This is a genomic window from Streptomyces sp. NPDC032940 (assembly GCF_040636935.1).
Taxonomy (GTDB): domain Bacteria; phylum Actinomycetota; class Actinomycetes; order Streptomycetales; family Streptomycetaceae; genus Streptomyces.
Map to the genome: position 1 here is coordinate 23,387 of NZ_JBEZVJ010000010.1, position 18,306 is coordinate 41,692.

Genomic DNA, 18,306 nt, shown 5'->3' on the forward strand with positions numbered 1-18,306 from the left:
TCGCCGTGTGGTCGCACCGGGTCCGGCGCGGCCCCGTGGGGGCGGAGCGGACCCGCCCTGGCCGCCGGGGCGTTGCAGTCCGTCAGGGGGCCAGGGAACCTGCCTGCCGGAGCAGCGGCAGGACGTGGTCGGTGACCGCAGGTGCGAGCCGGATGCCGTTCTCGTGTCCGGAGATCCACCTCATGTCCGCCAGTTCGGCCGCGGGCCGGGGCGCCCGGTCGAGGTGCGCCTCGAAGAGTGTCAGCCGCATCGGCACCCCCTCCAGGACCGCTACCGACTCGACGTCGGCCAGCAGCCGGGGCCGCAACGGCTCGACGCCCAGTTCCTCGTCCAGCTCGCGGGCCAGGGCCTGCAACGGCGTCTCGTCCGCGTCGGGTTTGCCTCCGGGCAGGTAGAAGACGTCGGGGGCGGCCCGCTTGCTCACGACGAGCAGCCGCCCCTGTTGCACGATCGCCGCCGCCACGACGGCAAGCGGCTCACCTTCACCGGAGCCCGGGGCAACCATCACTCCACGCTCGTGTTCCATGTCCGACATCCTCGCAGGCGTCCGGGAAGCGCCGACGCCGGCATGGCGCAGGCCGCCTCGGCACCCGCCCCTGAGAACGGGTGCCGAAGCGGCCTCGGAGCCGGGTGGCTCAGCGGGCGCCGAGGAGATGGTCCATGGCGAGCTGGTCGAGCTGCTCGAAGGCCATGCCGCGGGCCGCGGCGGCGTCGACGTCGAAGGTGTCGAAGGCCGTGGCGTCCTCGAGGAGGCCCTTGAGCCCGTCGGGGGCGGTGGGCTGGGCGAGCTCGTCCAGCCGGGCCGCGGCGAGGGCCTCCTGCACGGCCGGGTCGGCACGGAAGGCGGCTGCCCGGTCCTTGAGGATGAGGTAGTTCCGCATGCAGCCCGCGGCCGACGCCCACACCCCGTCGAAGTCCTCGGTGCGCGGCGGCTTGAAGTCGAAGTGCCGCGACCCCGCGTACCCGGCCCGCTCCAGCAGGTCGACGAGCCAGAACGCGGCGCGCAGGTCACCGGCGCCGAACCGGAGGTCCTGGTCGTACTTGATGCCGGACTGGCCGTTGAGGTCGATGTGGAACAGCTTGCCCGCCCACAGGGCCTGCGCGATGCCGTGCGGGAAGTTCAGCCCGGCCATCTGCTCGTGGCCGACCTCGGGGTTCACGCCGTACAGCTCCGGGCGCTCCAGCCGCTCGATGAACGCCAGCGCGTGTCCGACGGTGGGCAGCAGGATGTCACCGCGCGGCTCGTTCGGCTTCGGCTCGATCGCGAACCTGATGTCGTAGCCCTGCCCGGTGACGTACTCGCCGAGCAGGTCGAAGGCCTCCTTCATGCGGTCGAGCGCGTCGCGCACGTCCTTGGCGGCCCCGGACTCCGCACCCTCGCGGCCGCCCCAGGCGACGTAGACCTGCGCGCCGAGCTCCACCGCGAGGTCGATGTTGCGGATCGTCTTGCGCAGCGCGTAGCGCCGCACGTCCCGGTCGTTCGCCGTGAAGGCGCCGTCCTTGAACACGGGGTGCGTGAACAGGTTGGTCGTCGCCATCGGCACCTTCAGGCCGGTCGCGTCCAGGGCCTGCCGGAACCGCTTGACCGTGGCCTGCCGCTCCGCGTCGCCCGAGCCGAACGGGATCAGGTCGTCGTCGTGGAACGTGACCCCGTACGCGCCCAGCTCGGCCAGCCGCTGCACCGACTCGACGGGATCGAGGGCCGGACGGGTGGCCTCGCCGAACGGGTCCCGGCCCTGCCAGCCGACCGTCCACAGACCGAACGTGAACTTGTCCTCGGGAGTGGGCTGGTAGTTCATTCCACGGCTCCTTGCTCGCTGGCGACTATTTCGTCATGGCGGTTTACAAATTAGTATGCACACGCGGTCCCGGGAAGGGAACACGGTGCCGCCGACGGATCGTGTCGGGTCTCGGCGACCCGGGTCCGCCGCAGAACCCCCAGTACAGACCGGTCCCAGCCACCGAGCCGCAGAGCCGCGGAAGAGGGAGTAGCCCGATGTCAGCAGCCGAGGGTCCGCTTGTCGTCGGCGTGGACACGTCCACCCAGTCCACGAAGGCGCTGGTCGTCGACGCGGCCACCGGCCGGGTCGTCGCGAGCGGCCAGGCGCCCCACACGGTGTCCTCCGGCGCCGGCCGCGAGAGCGACCCGCGACAGTGGTGGGACGCCCTGTGCACGGCCCTCGCCCAGTGCGGCGAGGCGGCCCGCGAGGCAGCGGCCGTGTCGATCGGCGGGCAGCAGCACGGCCTCGTCACACTGGACGCCGGCGGCGACCCGGTGCGCCCGGCCATGCTCTGGAACGACGTGCGCTCGGCCCCGCAGGCCCGCCGCCTGATCGAGGAGCTGGGCGGGGCCAAGGCCTGGGCCGAGCGCACGGGCAGCGTGCCCGGTGCCTCCTTCACCGTCACCAAGTGGGCCTGGCTGGCCGAGCACGAGCCGGACGCCCTCCGCGCCGTCAAGGCCGTACGGCTCCCCCACGACTACCTCACCGAGCGGCTCACCGGCGAGGGGACCACCGACCGCGGCGACGCGTCCGGCACCGGCTGGTGGGCCTCCGGGACGGAGTCCTACGACGAGGAGATCCTCGCGCGCGTGGAGCTCGATCCGGCGCTGCTGCCCCGCGTGGTCCGGCCCGGCGAGGTGGCCGGCACCGTGCGCGACAGCCACGACCTGCCGTTCACCAAGGGCACCCTGGTCGCCGGCGGCACCGGCGACAACGCGGCCGCCGCGCTCGGCCTCGGGGTGCGTCCCGGCGTGCCGGTGATGAGCCTCGGCACCTCCGGCACGGTGTACGCCGTCTCGCAGCGGCGGCCCGCCGACCCGACCGGCACCGTGGCGGGCTTCGCCGACGCGCGCGGCGACTGGCTGCCGCTGGCCTGCACCCTGAACTGCACGCTCGCGGTGGACCGCCTGGCGGCCCTGCTGGGCCTGGACCGGGAGGCCGTCGCACCCGGCACGGACATCACGCTGCTGCCCTACCTGGACGGCGAACGCACCCCGAACCTGCCGCACTCCTCCGGCCTGTTGTACGGGCTGCGCCACGACACGACCGCCGGCCAACTGCTCCAGGCCGCCTACGACGGAGCCGTCCACTCGCTGCTCGGCGCCCTCGACCTGGTCCTCGACGCGGACGCGGACCCCTCCACGCCGCTGCTGCTGATCGGCGGCGGCGCGCGCGGGAGCGCGTGGCAGCAGACGGTGCGGCGTCTCTCGGGACGCCCCGTCCAGATCCCCGAGGCCGGAGAACTGGTGGCGCTCGGCGCCGCGGCACAGGCGGCCGGCCTGCTCACCGGGGAGGATCCGGCGGCGGTCGCCCGGCGCTGGAACACGGCCGCCGGACCGGTGCTCGAGGCCGTGGAGCGGGACGAGGAGACGCTGGCCAGGATCGCCGGGGTAGTCTCCGACGCGGCGCCGCTCCTGGAGCGGGACGGCGGCACCCGCTGACGGCGGCCCGCACGGACGGCGGCGTCACGCACGGGCGCGGCCGGGGCGTCTGCCGCGGCACGCCCCGGGCGTTGCCCGCCAGGGACGACCGACGAGACCGAGCGGCCGAGCACCGCACACGTACCGACCGAGGACTGACGGAGGCATGACCGCACCCCCGCACGAAGCGCGCCCGGCCCGCCCCTCGCGCGCGCTGCCCGACACCCAGCAGGGCATGCGCCGGCGCAATCTCTCCCGGGTCATGCACACCGTCGGCGCCGAGGGGCCGCTGTCCCGGGCAGCCGTCGCCTCGCGGATCGGACTGACGCGCGCGGCCGTGTCGACGCTCGTGGACGAGCTGATCCGGTCGGGTCTGCTGGAAGAGCTGGGGCCCGAACGGCCCGGGCGGGTGGGCCGGCCCGGATCCGCGCTCGCCGTCAGCGCCAAGGGCCCCGCCGGGATCGGCGCGGAGATCGGCGTCGACCACCTCGCGGTCTGCGCCGTCGACCTGCGCGGCCAGGTACGGGCGCGGGCCGTGCGGTACGGCAGCAATCGCGGCCGCTCGCTCGAGCCGGTCGTCGAGCAGCTCACCGGCCTGGTGCGGACGGTCACCGAGGAGGCCGAGGCGGAGGGCCTGTGGCCGGCCGGGCTGGCCGTGGCCGTGCCGGGTCTGGTGGCCCGGGACGGCCGGACCGTCGTCCGCGCGCCGAACCTCGACTGGCACGACGCCGACCTCGGCGCGCTGCTGCCCTTCGACGTGCCGCTGACGGTGGACAACGAGGCCAACTTCGGCGCGCTCGCCGAGCTGTGGCTCGGTGACGGCACCCCGCGGGACTTCCTGCACGTGTCCGCCGAGATCGGCATCGGCGCGGGTGTGGTCGTGGACGGGCGTCTGCTGCGCGGGACCCGGGGCTTCGCGGGCGAGCTGGGACATGTGCCGGTCCGTCCCGACGGGCCGGAGTGCGCCTGCGGGGGGCGTGGCTGTCTGGAGCAGTACGCCGGTGAGAAGGCGGTGCTGCGCGCGGCCGGTGTGGAGCCGGGCGAGGACCGTGTCGGGCTGCTCGCGGGGCGCGCCGCCGAGGGCGACGAGGGTGTGCGGCGCGCGCTGCGCGAGGCGGGGACCGCGCTCGGCATCGCGCTGACCGGGGCGGTCAACCTGCTGGATCCCGAGAGCGTGGTGCTGGGCGGTGCTCTGGCCGGTCTGGCGCCCTGGCTGCTGCCGTCCCTGCGAGACGAACTGGCCCGGCGGACGGCCGGCCCGGCGTGCCCCGTGTCCGTGTCGGAGCTGGGCCCCCAGGGACCGCTGCTCGGCGCGGCCCATTCGGTGGTCTGGGGAGTCCTGGACGACCCGGCCGCCGCGGTGGCCGACCGGGTCTGAGCCGCCGGGTCTCCCGGCAAGGGGCAGAGCGGGCGGTCTCACGGCGAGGGACAGGGCGGAGCCAGGCGGTCTCACGGCAAGAGGCAGGGCGGAGCGAGGCGGGGCGGCAGCCAGACGCGCGGGGCGGCAGGCACACAGGCGGGACGGCAGGCACACAGGGCAGGAGCCGGGAGGCCCTACCCAAACCTGCCCGGATTCTCACGGCGCTCACTCGAACGAGTGGGCGCCGTATCCACAACACCGCGGTCGTCCACCGTTCCGCGACGCGCTCTTCTGCCCAACCCCCGCGCCTCGTACGGTTGTTCACGCGAAGCCCCGCGTGACCGCGGCACCGGGGCTCCGCGACGTCCGGCCGGCTCCTCGGCGTTCGGCCCCACCCGTCGCAACCAAGCCGTGACCTCACCGTTGGCAACCGTGTGCGACACGACACCCGGCCGTGTACGTGCACCCACCCGCGCACCACCCCCCACACGAAAGGCGGTTCTCCCCGTGGACACGGAAAGGGCAACACCTTCCCCGACCAGGCGCCGACTCCTTCAGGGCGCGGCGCTCGCCACCCTCTCCTCCACCCTGCTGTCCGGCCCACGGGCCGCCGCACGGCCCCTCGCCGACGTCGACTACCCGCCCGCCGAGTGGCTGCCGGCGAACTCGGCCAACTACAGCCGGTCGAGCCGCCCCCTCACCTACCCCCTCGACTACGTGATCGTCCACGTCACACAGGAGACGTACGCCGACACGCTCTCCATCTTCGGCAACGCGGACAAGCAGGTCTCCGCCCACTACGTCGTCCGGTCCGCCGACGGGCACGTCGCGCAGTGCGTCCGCGAGACCGACATCGCCTGGCACGCCGGCAACTGGGACTACAACACCCGCAGCATCGGCATCGAGCACGAGGCCTGGGTGGACCGGCCGGAGTACTTCACCGACGCCCTGTACGAGCAGTCGGCGCGGCTCACCGCGGCGATCTGCGCCACGTACGGCATCCCCAAGGACCGCGCGCACATCATCGGTCACTACGAGGTGCCGGGCAGCGACCACACGGATCCGGGACCGCTGTGGGACTGGACCCGGTACATCAGACTGGTCAATCTCGCCTGACCGGCGGCGGACGGCCACGTTCGGGTGGTCGGATCGGTCGAAGTGGTTGTCGGAGCCCCTGCGCGGAGTGACGATGTCCCCGTCGTATCGCGTTCCGGGGAGGCCGAGTTGACCGATTCGTGGCTGGCTCTGGAACCGGGGACCGATCCCGTCGAGCGCGCGCGGACGCTGCGCCGCGCGCACGAGACGTTCACCGAGGCGGGCACGGTGTCGCGGCCCGTGCGCGCCGTGGTGGCGGAGTCCTGGCGGCGGTCCGTCCGGGCGGGTGTCGGCCCGGACGGCACCGCGAGCGTGGAACTCATGGACGGTGACCTCGGCGCCTACCGCGCCGAGCATCCGCTGGCACGGGTGATGCCGCTGTTCCGGGAGCTGCTGGGGGCGTTCGCGGCCGACGGCGAGCATCTGCTGGCGGTGTGCGACGCCCACGGCAGGCTGCTGTGGGTCGAGGGTCATCCGGCCACCCGGCGGCGGGCGGGACGGATGAACTTCGTGCCGGGTGCCCGCTGGGCCGAGTCCGCGGTGGGGACGAACGCGCCGGGCACGGCGGTGGCCGTGGGCCGCCCGGTGCAGGTCTTCACGGCCGAGCACTTCATCCGGCGGGTCCAGCCGTGGACGTGCGCGGCGGCTCCGGTGCACGATCCGCGCACCGGGCGGGTGCTGGGCGCCGTGGACATCACCGGCGGGGACGGGCTGGCACATCCGCACAGCCTGGGGTTCGTCCAGGCGGTCGCCCGGGCCGCCGAGTCCCAGCTGGCTCTGCTGACCCCGGAGCATCCCGCCGCCGGCACCGCCGAGCTGACCGCGCTGGGCCGGGACGAGGCCCTGCTGAGCCACGGCGGCGGCAGGGTCCGGCTCAGCCGCCGGCACAGTGAGATCGTGGTGTTGCTGGCACAGCATCCGGAGGGCCTGACCGGCGACGAGCTGCTGTGCGCGCTGTACGAGGACGAGACGGTGCCTCCGGTGACCCTGCGGGCCGAACTGGCGCGGCTGCGCGGGGTGCTGGGGCCGGACGTGCTGGCGTCCCGCCCGTACCGGCTCGCGATGCCCGTCGAGTCCGACGTCGCGGTGGTCGAGCGCCGGCTGCGGGCGGGTGGCGTGACGGCGGCCGCGGCGGCGTACGCCGGTCCGCTGCTGCCTGGCTCCCAGGCTCCGGCGGTGGCGCGGCTCCGGCGCCGGCTGGCCGACGGTCTGCGCACCGCGCTGATCGCCTGCGGTGACCCCGATCTCCTCGCCGACTGGGCGCACGCGCCGTGGGGCGAGGACGATCTGGACGTGTGGCGTGCGCTGGCCGCGGTCCGCCCCACCGCAGCGGTGCTGTCCCGGCTCGCCGCGCTGGAGTCCGAACTGGCGGCACCGCGCGCGTGGTGACGGCCGCCGGTGACGGGCCGGACTCCGCCCGGTCCCGCCGCCCCGCACGCAACGTCCCCGCAACGTCACGCTCCCTAGCCTCCCGGGGAGCTGTCCGACGGCGGGCAGCGCACGATGAGGGAGGCAGACCAGGATGACCCGTTACGCGGCGCCCGGCACCGAGGGCGCGATCGTCTCCTACGAGTCGCGCTACGACCACTTCATCGGCGGGGAGTACGTGCCGCCGGTGCGCGGGCAGTACTTCGAGAACCCGTCCCCGGTGAACGGACTGCCGTTCACGGAGATCGCGCGCGGCACGGCGGAGGACGTGGAGCGGGCGCTCGACGCGGCGCACGGTGCCGCCCCGGGCTGGGGCCGCACGTCGGTGACCGAGCGTTCCGGCATCCTGCTGAAGATCGCCGACCGCATGGAGGCCAACCTGGAACGCCTGGCGGTCGCCGAGAGCTGGGAGAACGGCAAGCCGGTGCGCGAGACGCTGGCGGCCGACATCCCGCTCGCCATCGACCACTTCCGCTACTTCGCGGGCGCGATCCGTGCGCAGGAGGGCTCGATCGGCGAGGTCGACGACGACACCGTCGCGTACCACTTCCACGAGCCGCTGGGCGTGGTCGCGCAGATCATTCCGTGGAACTTCCCGATCCTGATGGCGACCTGGAAGCTCGCTCCCGCTCTCGCCGCCGGCAACGCGGTGGTCCTGAAACCCGCCGAGCAGACCCCGGCCTCGATCCACTACTGGCTGGGCCTGGTCGCCGATCTGCTGCCGCCGGGGGTCGTGAACGTCGTCAACGGCTTCGGGGTGGAGGCGGGCAAACCGCTCGCGTCGAGCCCGCGGGTGGCGAAGGTGGCCTTCACGGGAGAGACCACCACCGGGCGGCTGATCATGCAGTACGCCTCGGAGAACATCAAACCGGTCACGCTGGAACTCGGCGGCAAGTCGCCGAACATCTTCTTCGACGACGTCTGGGCGCAGGACGACGACTTCCGCGACAAGGCGCTCGAGGGCTTCACGATGTTCGCCCTCAATCAGGGTGAGGTGTGCACGTGCCCGTCCCGCGCGCTGATCCAGCGCGGCACCTACGCCGAGTTCATGGAAGCGGCGGTCGCCCGCACGGAGCTGATCACACCCGGCCACCCCCTGGACACCGACACGATGATCGGCGCCCAGGCGTCCAACGACCAGCTGGAGAAGATCCTCTCCTACCTGGACATCGGCCGGCAGGAGGGCGCCAAGGTCCTCACCGGCGGTGAGCGCTTCGAGCACGAGGGCGAGCTGAAGGGCGGCTACTACGTCCAGCCCACGATCTTCGAGGGGCACAACCGCATGCGGATCTTCCAGGAGGAGATCTTCGGCCCGGTCGTGTCGGTCACGTCCTTCGACGACTTCGACGACGCGATCAAGACCGCCAACGACACGCTGTACGGCCTCGGCGCGGGGGTGTGGACGCGCGACATGAACACCGCGTACCGCGCGGGCCGCGCGATCCAGGCGGGACGCGTCTGGACGAACTGCTACCACGCCTACCCGGCCCACGCCGCGTTCGGCGGCTACAAACAGTCGGGTATCGGCCGGGAGAACCACCGGATGATGCTGGAGCACTACCAGCAGACGAAGAATCTGCTGGTGTCGTACTCGCCGAAGAAGCTGGGCTTCTTCTAGGCGCCGGAGAAGCACGCAGACCAGGGCAGACCGCCCGGTCCGCCCCGCAGGGAAAGGGGCAGCCGGGCGGTCGAGGCTCCGTCTTGCCGACCCGGGGACCAGCGGGGCGCGCGGGCCCACGGAACGGATCCCGGGTCCCTCTCGGCGAGCACCTCCCGGGACGACCTGGACCGGGCCGCGTGCCGGACGGCGTCCTCAGGTGACCGACGGCCCCGTGGGCGCGGCGGACGGGCCCGCCGGGCAGAGAGCGACCGGATACAGTGCGCGGGACGGCAACCGGCCAGGGAGGGGAACGGGCGCGTGACCGACACCAGCGGCACTCGGCCAGCCGAGGGGGAGGCACGGGCGCCGCGGCGGAGCCGGCTGCTCCGTGTGATGCGCTACGTCCCCCTCGTCGCCCCCGTCCTGCTGTGGGCGGTGCCCTGCTGGGTGCTCCTGCACGCCGGCCAGCACTGGCCGTTGCCCGTCACGCTCGCCGGCACCGCCCTGTTCGCCCTCGGCCTCATATGCATGCCGCTCGCGATGGTGCGCGGCCACGGCCGGCGCCGGCAGGACCGGGCGGCGATCATCGGTGACACCCTGCTGGGCTCCAGCTGGATCCTGTTCACCTGGTCCGTCCTGCTCGGCGTCCTCCTGCGCCTCGCGCTGACGGTGGCCGGTGCCGGCGAGGGCCAGGACCGCGCCCGGATCGTCACCTGGGCCGTTCTCGGCACCTCCGTCCTGCTCCTCGCCTGGGGGTACGCCGAGGCCCGTCGCGTGCCCCGCGTGCGCCGGCTCGACGTGCGGCTCCCGCGTCTGGGGGCCGGGCTGGACGGACTCCGTGTCGTCCTCGTCACCGACACCCACTACGGCCCGCTCGATCGCGCCCGCTGGTCGGCCCGGGTCTGCGAGACGGTGAACACGCTGGAGGCCGACCTGGTCTGTCACACCGGCGACATCGCGGACGGCACGGCCGAACGCCGCCGCCTCCAGGCCGCCCCGCTCGGTACCGTGCGCGCCACCCGGGCCCGGGTCTACGTCACCGGGAACCACGAGTACTACAGCGAGGCCCAGGGCTGGGTCGACCTCATGGACGAGCTCGGCTGGGAGCCACTGCGCAACCGCCATCTGCTGCTCGAACGCGGCGGCGACACCCTCGTGGTGGCCGGTGTCGACGACGTCACCGCCGAGACCTCCGGCCTGGCAGGCCACGGCGCCCACCTCGCCGGCGCCCTGCACGGTGCCGATCCCGACCTGCCGGTCCTGCTCCTGGCACATCAGCCGAAGTTCGTCGACCGGGCGGCGGCCGCCGGCATCGACCTCCAGCTCTCCGGTCACACCCACGGCGGCCAGATCTGGCCCTTCCACCACCTGGTCCGCCTCGACCAGCCCGCCCTCGCCGGCCTCAGCCGTCACGGTGCCCGCACCCTCCTCTACACCAGTCGCGGCACCGGCTTCTGGGGTCCGCCGTTCCGTGTCTTCGCCCCCAGCGAGATCACCCTGCTCGTGCTCCGCTCCCCGGACCTGCCTGCCACACCGTGACGCCGTCCGGACCTCATCCGCCTTCGCGACCGCGCCAGGGGCCGTCCGGCACCAGGGTGCCGAGCACGGTGAGCAGCTGCGGCGGCTCGACCGGATCCGGCAGCGCGCCGAGCTGCGACCACGCGACCCAGGCGTGCGTGCCGAGGTTGACCTGCTCGTCGGGGAGCAGGCCGGTCCGCACCAGGGACGGCCGTTCCTCGGCGAACCGGGCGACGAAGAAGTGCTCGGTGCCGGTGTACCGCCTGCCCTTCCAGCGCACATCGCGGTCGACGAGCACCGAGTGGCCGAGGACGGCGGCGGGATCGAGTCCGGTCTCCTCGACCAGTTCACGCCGTGCCGCGACGAGTGGTGTCTCTCCGGGCTCGAGCCCACCACCGGGCGGCTCCCACAGCCAGGTCCCCTCGACCGGGTCCCGCCAGCGCAGGAGAAGCAGGCGGTGGGCGGGGTCCAGGCAGATGACCCGCGCCGCGGGCCGGAGCGTCGCTTCCACCGTCCTGACGGTATGCGGTGCCGGAAATGCCGATCAAGTCGCGGGTGCCGGGAGTGCTCGGCGATGCCACCCGGCCCTGCACCGCCCGCATCCTGCCGGACGGCGCCGCACGGCCCCGGCGGGGGCGCGGCTCAGTCCTCGGCGACCAGGGCGGGCGTCGACTTCGTGAGCACCTCGCCCCGGAAGAAGGCGGGGCTCCGCCGGCGCATCACGCTCATGATCACGACGCCGAGGGCGAGCAGGCCCACGCCGATCACGAACACCGAGCCGACGCCGAACACGGACGATCCGCTGCCGTAGGCCGGGTCCCACATGTCGGCGAGCGTCTTGGTGAAGACCGCCGCGAGCAGGACTCCGCCGAGGACGGGGAAGACGCCCTTGAACACGAGATCGCGTCCGGACCTCAGCAGGTCGGCACGGAAGTACCAGGCGCAGGCGAAGGCCGTCAGCGCGTAGTAGAAGCAGATCATCAGACCCAGGGCGTAGATGGTGTCGACCAGCACGTGTTCGCTGACCAGCGTCATCACGGTGTAGAAGACGCCGGTCGCGACGCCCGCGGTGACCGTGGCACGGCCCGGGGTGCGGTAGCGCGGGTGGACCCGGGCGTACGAGGCCGGCAGCGCCTCGTACGTCGCCATGGCGAGGACCGTGCGGGCCACGGGGATGAACGTCGTCTGGAGGCTGGCCGCGGCCGACGCGAGGACCGCGACGAACAGCGCGACGCCCAGCACCGGGCCCATGACGGGGCCGGCGAGGGCGGCGAAGACGTTGTCGGAGGTGCCGGGGTTGGCGAGTCCGAGGCCCTGGTCGCCGGAGCCCACGATCATCTGCGCCGCGACGCCCGTCAGCAGGTACGAGCCGACGAGCACGGTCATGGCGACGAGCGCCGCACGGCCCGGCGTACGGCTGCTGCCGCTGGTCTCCTCGTTGGCGGTGAGACACGCGTCCCAGCCCCAGTACATGAAGATCGACAGGGACAGACCGGCCGTGAACGCCGCGAAGGACTGGACGGCGAACGGATTCAGCCACGACCAGGAGAAGTGTGCCGAGGTGGGGAAGTCCGCGCCGCCGGCCTTGGTGAAGGCCATGACCACGAAGACCGCCAGGACCAGCAGTTGCAGGGCGACCAGGGTGTACTGCAGGCCCTTGGTCGCCGTCATGCCGCGATAGCTGATCACGGTGGCCACGGCGATGAGCGCCAGACAGGTCACGATGTGGACGGCCTTGTTCCCGTCGAGCCCCGCCACCGAGTCGCTGCCGGTGATCTCGCCGGCCAGCAGCCAGAAGTAGGAGGTGGCCACGCCGGCCAGGTTGGACAGCACGATGATCGTGGCGATGACCAGGCCCCAGCCGCACATCCAGCCCACGCGCGGGCCGAACGCCTTGACCGTCCAGGTGAACGAGGTGCCGCAGTCGGGCATGGCCTTGTTCAGCTCGCGGTAGGCGAAGGCGACGAGCAGCATCGGCAGGAAGCCGGCCAGGAACACGGCGGGCATCTGCACGCCGACCTCGCCGGCGGTGGAGCCGAGCGTCGAGGTGAGGCAGTACACCGGGGCCACGGTGGACACCCCGATGACCGCGCTGCCCAGCAGGCCCACGCTGTTGCCGCCCAGGCCCTTGCTGCGCATGCCGTCGGCGGGTGCCCCGCCGTCTTTGGCAGTGGCCGGGGAACGCGTGTCCAGCTGAGTCATGAACAAGACGTTAAATCCTGCGTTTTCCGTGGTGCGATCACTTGAGGTGAGGTAAAGAGTGCACCAATGACCTGACTTTCATGCCACCTGACGGCAGATTCACCTCGTTTTCCAAGGCGAAGGCAAACCTTGATCGATAGTTTCAAAGTGTGAGCGGCGAGTGTCCGATATTCGGTTACCGCACCGCTGTCCGATTTACGACGGTCGGAGGATTCCGTGCGATCCGCGTCACATCTGACCCCGCTGCCGGTCGCGTGTCCGTCGCGGCAGCCTCCGGACGACGTGGATCGGGAGCAGCACCGGCACGGCGGTCACGACCCTGACGACGGGCGCCGCTGCGGCCCTGCTCCGGGCCCGGCACCATGTCCAGGAGGACGGCCTCGCCGTCGCCCGGGCATTCGACGCGAAGGGGCCGAGCGAGGCCCCGTCGAAGGCCCGGGCTTCCGGCCTGAGAGTGAGGATGCGGGGCGGGAACCGTTACGTTCGTCCGGTGTCGAGCGCGAAGGACACAGCGATGACCACGCACACGGGCAAGGTGATCTGCGACATCACGGTTTCGGTCGACGGGTACTCGGCCGGGCTCCACCAATCCGAGGAACGTCCGTTCGGTGAGGACGGCGGCGACGGCTCGGGCGCCGCCCTGCACGCCTGGATGTTCGACACCCCCGACGAGAACCGGGCCGAGCTCGACCGGTTGTCCGCCGCCGGGGCGTTCATCATGGGACGCAACATGTTCGGCCCGGTCCGTGGTGAATGGGGCCGGCGGTGGAACGGCTGGTGGGGCGACGATCCGCCGTTCCACGCGCCGGTGTACGTGCTGACCCACCACCCTCGCGAGGCGCAGCCCATGGCCGGCGGAACGACATACCACTTCGTCACCGACGGCATCGCGTCGGCGCTGGCCCGGGCACGTGCGGCGGCCGGTGACGGTGATGTGCTGGTCCACGGCGGTGCGACCACCGTCAACCAGTACCTCGCCGCCGGCCTCATCGACGAGCTGCGGTTGCACATCGTGCCGCTCGTGCTCGGCGCCGGCACGCGGCTGTTCGAGGGCGTCCCACCGGTGGCGCTGGAGCAGGTGACGTCGCGGCCGGCGAGCCTGGTGACTCATGTGACCTACCGCGTACCGCGGCGGGCCTGAGGCGCCGACGTCCGACCGCGTCCCGCACTCGGCAGGGTCGGTGGTGCTTGACCGGTGACTCTTCGGGTACCGCGTGGAGGTGAGGACGGTGTGTTCGTGCCGGCAGGTGATGGTTGAAAGTGATGCCTTCGTGACTCGCCTCAGTGGCTCCGGGGACGACTCGGCCGGCGGATCAGTCGGTGACCACGTTGCCCTCGCGCCGGAGATCGCCGACGCCGTGGAGTCTCTGACGACTCTGTGGACCGTGGCGGCTCAGGGGGCGAGCACGCGCCTGTCTCCGCACCGGTTGCGGGCCCTGCGCCTCCTGGAGTCGGAGCCGGGCCTCAACCTCACCTCTGGCGGAGCGCATGGAGATGGGGCTGCCGACCGCCGGCCGGCTGTGCGACAGGATCGAGGCGGCCGGTCCGCTGGAGCGTGTGCTGCATCCGCGCAAGCGGCGTGAGGTGCAACTGCGCCTCACCGGACACGGCCGGCAGATGCTGGACGAGGTGGCGTGGCGCCGGGCACGCGCGCCGGCCGCCGTGCTCGCGGCCATGGACCGGCCCGTCCGGGAAGCGCTGCACCGCGGCCTGCCGGGCTTTCTGGCCGCACGGAACCGCGGCGTTCGGGACACGGGGACGGCCCGAGGACTGACCGGGCTCCGAACGCGAAGACGCCCGTGCCGTCCGGGTTCGGGTGCCCTTCGGTCCCGGCTCATGACGCCCCCGCGCGGACCGGGGGGAAGCCGGCGACCCAGTCGGTGAGGGTGGCGGTGGTGCCCTGGCCGGGACGGCTTTCGAGCGTGAACTCCTGGACGAGTCGCTCGGCCCCGCTCAGGCCCAGCCCCAGGCCGCCGCCGGAGGTGTAGCCGTCGGTCATGGCCAGCTCGACGTCGCGGATGCCGGGTCCGGCGTCGATGAAGGACAGCCGCAGCCCGCGAGCGGCGCCGTCCTCGAGCGGTGTCATCTCCAGGTGCCCTCCGCCGCCGTGCACCAAGGTGTTCCTGGCCAGTTCGCTGGCCGCGGTCACCAGTTTCGTCTGCTGCACCAGGCCGAAGCCGAGGCCTGCCGCGGCCTGACGCACTTGCTGACGTACCCAGCCCAGATCCACGTCCGAGCCGATGGGCAGGCGGGCGGCCGGGACGAGTGGGGCATGCATCACGCACCCTCTTCCGGGTGAGCGGGCGGGGCCGGCCGAGGGGACCGGTCCAGCAAGGACAGTGCCGCGTCCACGTCCAGGGCCGTCACCAGGCCGGGCAGGGTGAGGCCCAGCTCTTTGGGGGTGCTGGCCACGGCGGGCCGCATGCCGGTCAGCACGGTCCGGGTGGCCGGCAGGCTCGCACTCGCCGCGATCTCGGCCAGGACGCGGCCGAGGAAGGAGTCGACCATGTCCAGGCCGGAGATGTCGATCACGGCGCCGGCCACCGGTGCCGGGCCGGAGGCGATGCGGTGGGCGACGTCGTACTGCAGTTGCTCGGCCGCTCCGTCGTGCAGTTCTCCCTGGAACGCGACCAGCAGGACGTCCCCCGGCGCGAGCACCGGCACGGACGCCGTGGGAGCGGCGAGGAGGCCGGTCACCGCGGGTTCGCTCCCGCAACCGGGCGTGGCGAGACGACGATGCCCTGCCGGTTGAGCGCGTAGGCCAGGGCATCGGCCAGGGTGGCTCGCGTGACGACCGGGCCGAGGTCGATGCCGAGGTGGACGATGGTCTGGGCGATGGCGGGCCGGATTCCGGAGACGATGCACTCCGCGCCCATCAGACCGGCCGCGGCGACCGTCTTCATCAGGTGCTGGGCGACGAGCGAGTCGACGGTCGGGACCCCGGTGATGTCGAGGATGGCGTACTGGGACCGTTCAGCCACGATCGCTTCCAGCAGGTTTTCCATGACGACTTGACTGCGGGCACTGTCCAGCGTGCCGATCAGCGGCACGGCGACGATGCCCTCCCACAGTTTGATGACGGGGGTGGCCACCTCCAGCAGTTGCTCGCGCTGGCGCGCGATCAGCTCCTCACCCGCGCTCACCGTCGTCTGCACGACCACCAGACGAAGCGTGCCCATCAAAACCGTCAACGCCAGCAGGCACGCGTGGGCCCGTTCGCCGACCGGCTCCTCGAACTCGTCCCGCATCAGCGCGCCGACCGGCTCGCGCAGGCCGGCGACCTCGTCGGCGATCTGCGACGGGCGGGCACCGGCCCGGCTGCGGGAGGCGGACATGCGGCCGAGCTGGTCCCGCACGGTGCCGAAGCCAGGAGCCCCTGCGTCCTCCAGCCGCCCGCTGCGGGCCACGTCCGCCAGGGCGTCCACCACGGACTTGCAGGCCTCGACCGCCTCGTCCCTCGAGACGGTGAAGACCGTGCGGAACAGCGCGGCGTCCGCCCATCGTTGGGCAATCTGTTCCCGGCGTCGTTCGAGGAACTCGGCCACGTCCTGCGTCACGTCAAGGGCATTGTCGTGCTCCGCCACCTGCATCGTCTCCCTGTTGCTCCTCATGACCCACCTGGGCCATGAGGCAATTATTGCCTCATGGCAAATATTGACACGCCGCAATGAGGCGGCCTGCACGCGATCGTCACGTCCCTGCGCCCCGGCCGTCAGCCGGTCGGCGGCCGTCCGTGCCAGTCCAGGCACACGACCAGGGCGTCGTCCTCCGGTGCGGCCTCGCCGCGATGACCGGTCAGCTCCCGCAGGATCGCGCGCGGCACCTCGGCGGCAGGCAGCAAGCGGGTCGAGTGGACGGCCCGGGCGAGGGCCGCCTCCCCGTACGCCTCTCCCTTCGGGGACACCACGGCGTGAACGCCGTCACTGACGAAGACCAGCCGGTCACCGGGCTCGACGTCGAAGTCCTGCACCACGTAGTCGGTCTCCTCGAACATGCCCAGCGGCAGCTGGGCGTCGAAGGAGACGCGTTCGACGGTGCCGCCCCGCAGTCGCCACAGCTCCGGCGAGCCCGCGTCCACGACGCTCGCACGGCCGGCGGCCAGATCGAAGTCGAACATGAGGACGGACAGGTAGCAGCGCCCCTGGTAGTGGGCATAGACGGCCTGGTCGGCCAGGGCGGCCTGATCCGCGATGGAGATGCCGGCGCGTCGGGCGTTGCGCAGGGCGTTGATGGCCAGGTTCGTCAGCATCGACGCCTCCATGCCCTCACCCATGCCGTTGGTCACGTACAGCATCAGGTGGTCGGCGGTGGCGGACCAGTCGAAGTTGTCGCCGAAGATGGCGTAGGCGGGCTCCAGCTGAGCCGCCAGTTCGTACTCGGGGCGGGAGCACGAGCGGCCGGGCAGCAACTGCCACTGCATCTCCGCCGCCAGGGTCAGCCGGTCCTTGCGGCGCGCCTGCAGATACAGGTCCGTATCGCGTTCCGCCACCATCACCTCGTGCCCCAGCACGTCCGCGATCTCGGCGAGTTCGGCCTCCCACTGCCGCGCGGCGTCCGCCTCGGCCAGGGTGACGGACAGCACACCGAGCCGGTCGCCGCGCACAGCGACCGGCAGATGCAGGCGTGCCCGCCCGTCCCGGGTCTCCTCGCAGTACGGCCTCTGCGAGCCGAACGCCCGGCCTGCCGCGCTGTTGTGCACGGACACCGGTTCCATGGTGTGCGGCAGTACGGAGACAGGCTGAAGCACGGTCAGGCCGTAGTCAGCCATGAAGAGCTCGACGTCCTCCGCGCCGTACTGGTCGATCAGTACGGCACGGATGGCATCGAGCAACTCGTGGGGAGCCGCTGTACGCAGAGCACGTTCAGCGACCATAAATCTGTTCATGATGAGAAATGCACCTGTCCTTCGCCGAATAGCGGGCCCACTCCGCTCGCGGAGTCGCGTCGGGTGGCCCGAGTCATGCGTGACCAGCGCGTGCGCCTAGTACGCTGGCAGGCACCCCAGTGCCTGCGAGAGTGTGATCGTGACTGCCTTCCGCCGCCGCCCGGAGCCCGACGAGGTCGCTCGTGTGACCACGACGGCCGTTGAGCTGCTGGAAGTCGTCTGGGGCCGGGCTTCCACGGCGCCCACCTCCGCGTCCCAGCTGCGCGTGCTGCACATCCTCGAACACCACGACGGCATCAACCTGCGCACCCTGGCCGAGTTGCTGGCGTCCACGCCACCGTCCACCAGCCGGCTGTGCGACCGGCTGCATGCGGCCGGATTCGTCGAGCGGGTGCCGAGTCCGGCGGACAGGCGCGAGGTGCGGCTGCACCTCAGCAGCCGGGGCCGCGCGTTCCTCGCCGACCTGCGCGCGCGCAGAGAGAGGGAGTTGCGGAACGTGCTGGCGGACATGCCCGCCGGCAAGCGGGTCGCCCTGCTGGAGGGGCTGGAGGCTTTCTGCGCCGCCGCGGCCGCGCAGACGCACGAGGGCGTCTCGGACTCCGGCAGCCGGACCGCCTGAACCACCGTTCGCGGCACCGGAGCCACTGCCGCCCGCGGCCACTTGCGACCAGCGCACGGAGCGGTCTCCGTCCACCGGAGCATTCCTGGTCCTCCCCCGCAGTCCGACACGGCCACCCCGTTGCCTCGAGGCCATTGTTGTCAAACGGCAACAACGCTGCTCGGCAGCCCTTTCCGTG

The 18,306-nt window shown here is 72.3% G+C and carries 16 protein-coding genes and 1 pseudogene; 9 read left to right on the top strand and 8 right to left on the bottom strand.

Features of this window, described 5'->3' with window-relative positions; translation table 11 throughout:
• Positions 1-82: 82 nt before the first annotated feature.
• Entirely contained in the window at positions 83-526 is a 444-nt protein-coding gene (locus AB0E77_RS15215) for an NUDIX domain-containing protein (protein WP_361569984.1), read from the bottom strand.
• A gap of 109 nt (positions 527-635) precedes the next feature.
• Complete coding sequence (gene xylA / locus AB0E77_RS15220; RefSeq protein WP_361569986.1) at positions 636-1,799, bottom strand: xylose isomerase; 1,164 nt, start codon at positions 1,797-1,799, stop codon at positions 636-638.
• Positions 1,800-1,996: 197 nt separating this feature from the next.
• Here xylA and xylB point away from each other — a divergent pair, with 197 nt between their 5' ends.
• From xylB to AB0E77_RS15250, 6 genes are all read left to right on the top strand, one after another.
• Positions 1,997-3,442: a xylulokinase gene (gene xylB, locus AB0E77_RS15225; protein ID WP_361569988.1), complete on the top strand. Its 1,446-nt coding sequence runs from the start codon at positions 1,997-1,999 to the stop codon at positions 3,440-3,442.
• Between the two features lie 145 nt (positions 3,443-3,587).
• Entirely contained in the window at positions 3,588-4,799 is a 1,212-nt protein-coding gene (locus AB0E77_RS15230) for an ROK family transcriptional regulator (RefSeq protein ID WP_361569990.1), read from the top strand.
• Between the two features lie 489 nt (positions 4,800-5,288).
• Positions 5,289-5,897 carry an N-acetylmuramoyl-L-alanine amidase gene (locus AB0E77_RS15235; RefSeq protein WP_361569992.1) on the top strand — a complete coding sequence of 203 codons (609 nt, stop codon included), beginning with the start codon at positions 5,289-5,291 and terminating at the stop codon, positions 5,895-5,897.
• A gap of 108 nt (positions 5,898-6,005) precedes the next feature.
• Positions 6,006-7,265, top strand: coding sequence for a GAF domain-containing protein (locus AB0E77_RS15240; RefSeq protein WP_361569994.1), 1,260 nt, complete (start codon positions 6,006-6,008; stop codon positions 7,263-7,265).
• A 133-nt stretch (positions 7,266-7,398) separates the two neighbouring features.
• Complete coding sequence (gene adh, locus AB0E77_RS15245) at positions 7,399-8,922, top strand: aldehyde dehydrogenase (RefSeq protein WP_361569995.1); 1,524 nt, start codon at positions 7,399-7,401, stop codon at positions 8,920-8,922.
• 300 nt (positions 8,923-9,222) lie between these two features.
• Entirely contained in the window at positions 9,223-10,443 is a 1,221-nt protein-coding gene (locus AB0E77_RS15250) for a metallophosphoesterase (protein WP_361569997.1), read from the top strand.
• 13 nt (positions 10,444-10,456) lie between these two features.
• Here the strand turns inward: AB0E77_RS15250 and AB0E77_RS15255 are convergent, their stop codons facing one another.
• Together AB0E77_RS15255 and AB0E77_RS15260 are read right to left on the bottom strand one after the other, a co-directional pair.
• Entirely contained in the window at positions 10,457-10,933 is a 477-nt protein-coding gene (locus AB0E77_RS15255) for an NUDIX domain-containing protein (protein ID WP_361569998.1), read from the bottom strand.
• Between the two features lie 131 nt (positions 10,934-11,064).
• Entirely contained in the window at positions 11,065-12,624 is a 1,560-nt protein-coding gene (locus AB0E77_RS15260) for an APC family permease (protein ID WP_361570000.1), read from the bottom strand.
• 514 nt (positions 12,625-13,138) lie between these two features.
• On the opposite strand from AB0E77_RS15260, the gene AB0E77_RS15265 reads away from it, so the two are divergent.
• Both AB0E77_RS15265 and AB0E77_RS15270 read left to right on the top strand, forming a co-directional pair.
• Complete coding sequence (locus AB0E77_RS15265) at positions 13,139-13,765, top strand: dihydrofolate reductase family protein (RefSeq protein ID WP_361570001.1); 627 nt, start codon at positions 13,139-13,141, stop codon at positions 13,763-13,765.
• 130 nt (positions 13,766-13,895) lie between these two features.
• Positions 13,896-14,361: pseudogene (locus AB0E77_RS15270) on the top strand (MarR family transcriptional regulator); the annotation flags it as partial.
• Between the two features lie 97 nt (positions 14,362-14,458).
• Here the strand turns inward: AB0E77_RS15270 and AB0E77_RS15275 are convergent.
• The 4 genes from AB0E77_RS15275 to AB0E77_RS15290 form a co-directional block, all read right to left on the bottom strand.
• Entirely contained in the window at positions 14,459-14,902 is a 444-nt protein-coding gene (locus AB0E77_RS15275; RefSeq protein ID WP_361570003.1) for an ATP-binding protein, read from the bottom strand.
• A complete protein-coding gene (locus tag AB0E77_RS15280) occupies positions 14,902-15,321 on the bottom strand; it encodes an STAS domain-containing protein (protein WP_361570005.1) in 420 nt (139 codons plus the stop codon). The genes AB0E77_RS15275 and AB0E77_RS15280 overlap by 1 nt, the downstream gene beginning before the upstream one ends.
• Entirely contained in the window at positions 15,318-16,214 is an 897-nt protein-coding gene (locus tag AB0E77_RS15285; protein ID WP_361570341.1) for an STAS domain-containing protein, read from the bottom strand. Before AB0E77_RS15285 ends, AB0E77_RS15280 begins: the two co-directional genes overlap by 4 nt.
• A gap of 122 nt (positions 16,215-16,336) precedes the next feature.
• A complete protein-coding gene (locus AB0E77_RS15290) occupies positions 16,337-17,509 on the bottom strand; it encodes a PP2C family protein-serine/threonine phosphatase (protein WP_361570007.1) in 1,173 nt (390 codons plus the stop codon).
• A gap of 133 nt (positions 17,510-17,642) precedes the next feature.
• Between AB0E77_RS15290 and AB0E77_RS15295 the strand changes: the two genes are divergently transcribed.
• The gene (locus tag AB0E77_RS15295) at positions 17,643-18,128 is read left to right on the top strand and encodes a MarR family transcriptional regulator (RefSeq protein ID WP_361570009.1); all 486 of its coding nucleotides are present in this window, start codon (positions 17,643-17,645) and stop codon (positions 18,126-18,128) included.
• Positions 18,129-18,306: the final 178 nt, after the last annotated feature.

Bases quoted from the DNA above. Each gene is read 5' to 3' on its own strand.
- AB0E77_RS15215 (WP_361569984.1), bottom strand. From the start codon at position 526: ATGGAACACGAGCGTGGAGTGATGGTTGCCCCGGGCTCCGGTGAAGGT.
- xylA (WP_361569986.1), bottom strand. From the start codon at position 1,799: ATGAACTACCAGCCCACTCCCGAGGACAAGTTCACGTTCGGTCTGTGG.
- xylB (WP_361569988.1), top strand. From the start codon at position 1,997: ATGTCAGCAGCCGAGGGTCCGCTTGTCGTCGGCGTGGACACGTCCACC.
- AB0E77_RS15230 (WP_361569990.1), top strand. From the start codon at position 3,588: ATGACCGCACCCCCGCACGAAGCGCGCCCGGCCCGCCCCTCGCGCGCG.
- adh (WP_361569995.1), top strand. From the start codon at position 7,399: ATGACCCGTTACGCGGCGCCCGGCACCGAGGGCGCGATCGTCTCCTAC.
- AB0E77_RS15260 (WP_361570000.1), bottom strand. From the start codon at position 12,624: ATGACTCAGCTGGACACGCGTTCCCCGGCCACTGCCAAAGACGGCGGG.
- AB0E77_RS15265 (WP_361570001.1), top strand. From the start codon at position 13,139: ATGACCACGCACACGGGCAAGGTGATCTGCGACATCACGGTTTCGGTC.
- AB0E77_RS15275 (WP_361570003.1), bottom strand. From the start codon at position 14,902: ATGCATGCCCCACTCGTCCCGGCCGCCCGCCTGCCCATCGGCTCGGAC.
- AB0E77_RS15285 (WP_361570341.1), bottom strand. From the start codon at position 16,214: ATGCAGGTGGCGGAGCACGACAATGCCCTTGACGTGACGCAGGACGTG.
- AB0E77_RS15290 (WP_361570007.1), bottom strand. From the start codon at position 17,509: ATGAACAGATTTATGGTCGCTGAACGTGCTCTGCGTACAGCGGCTCCC.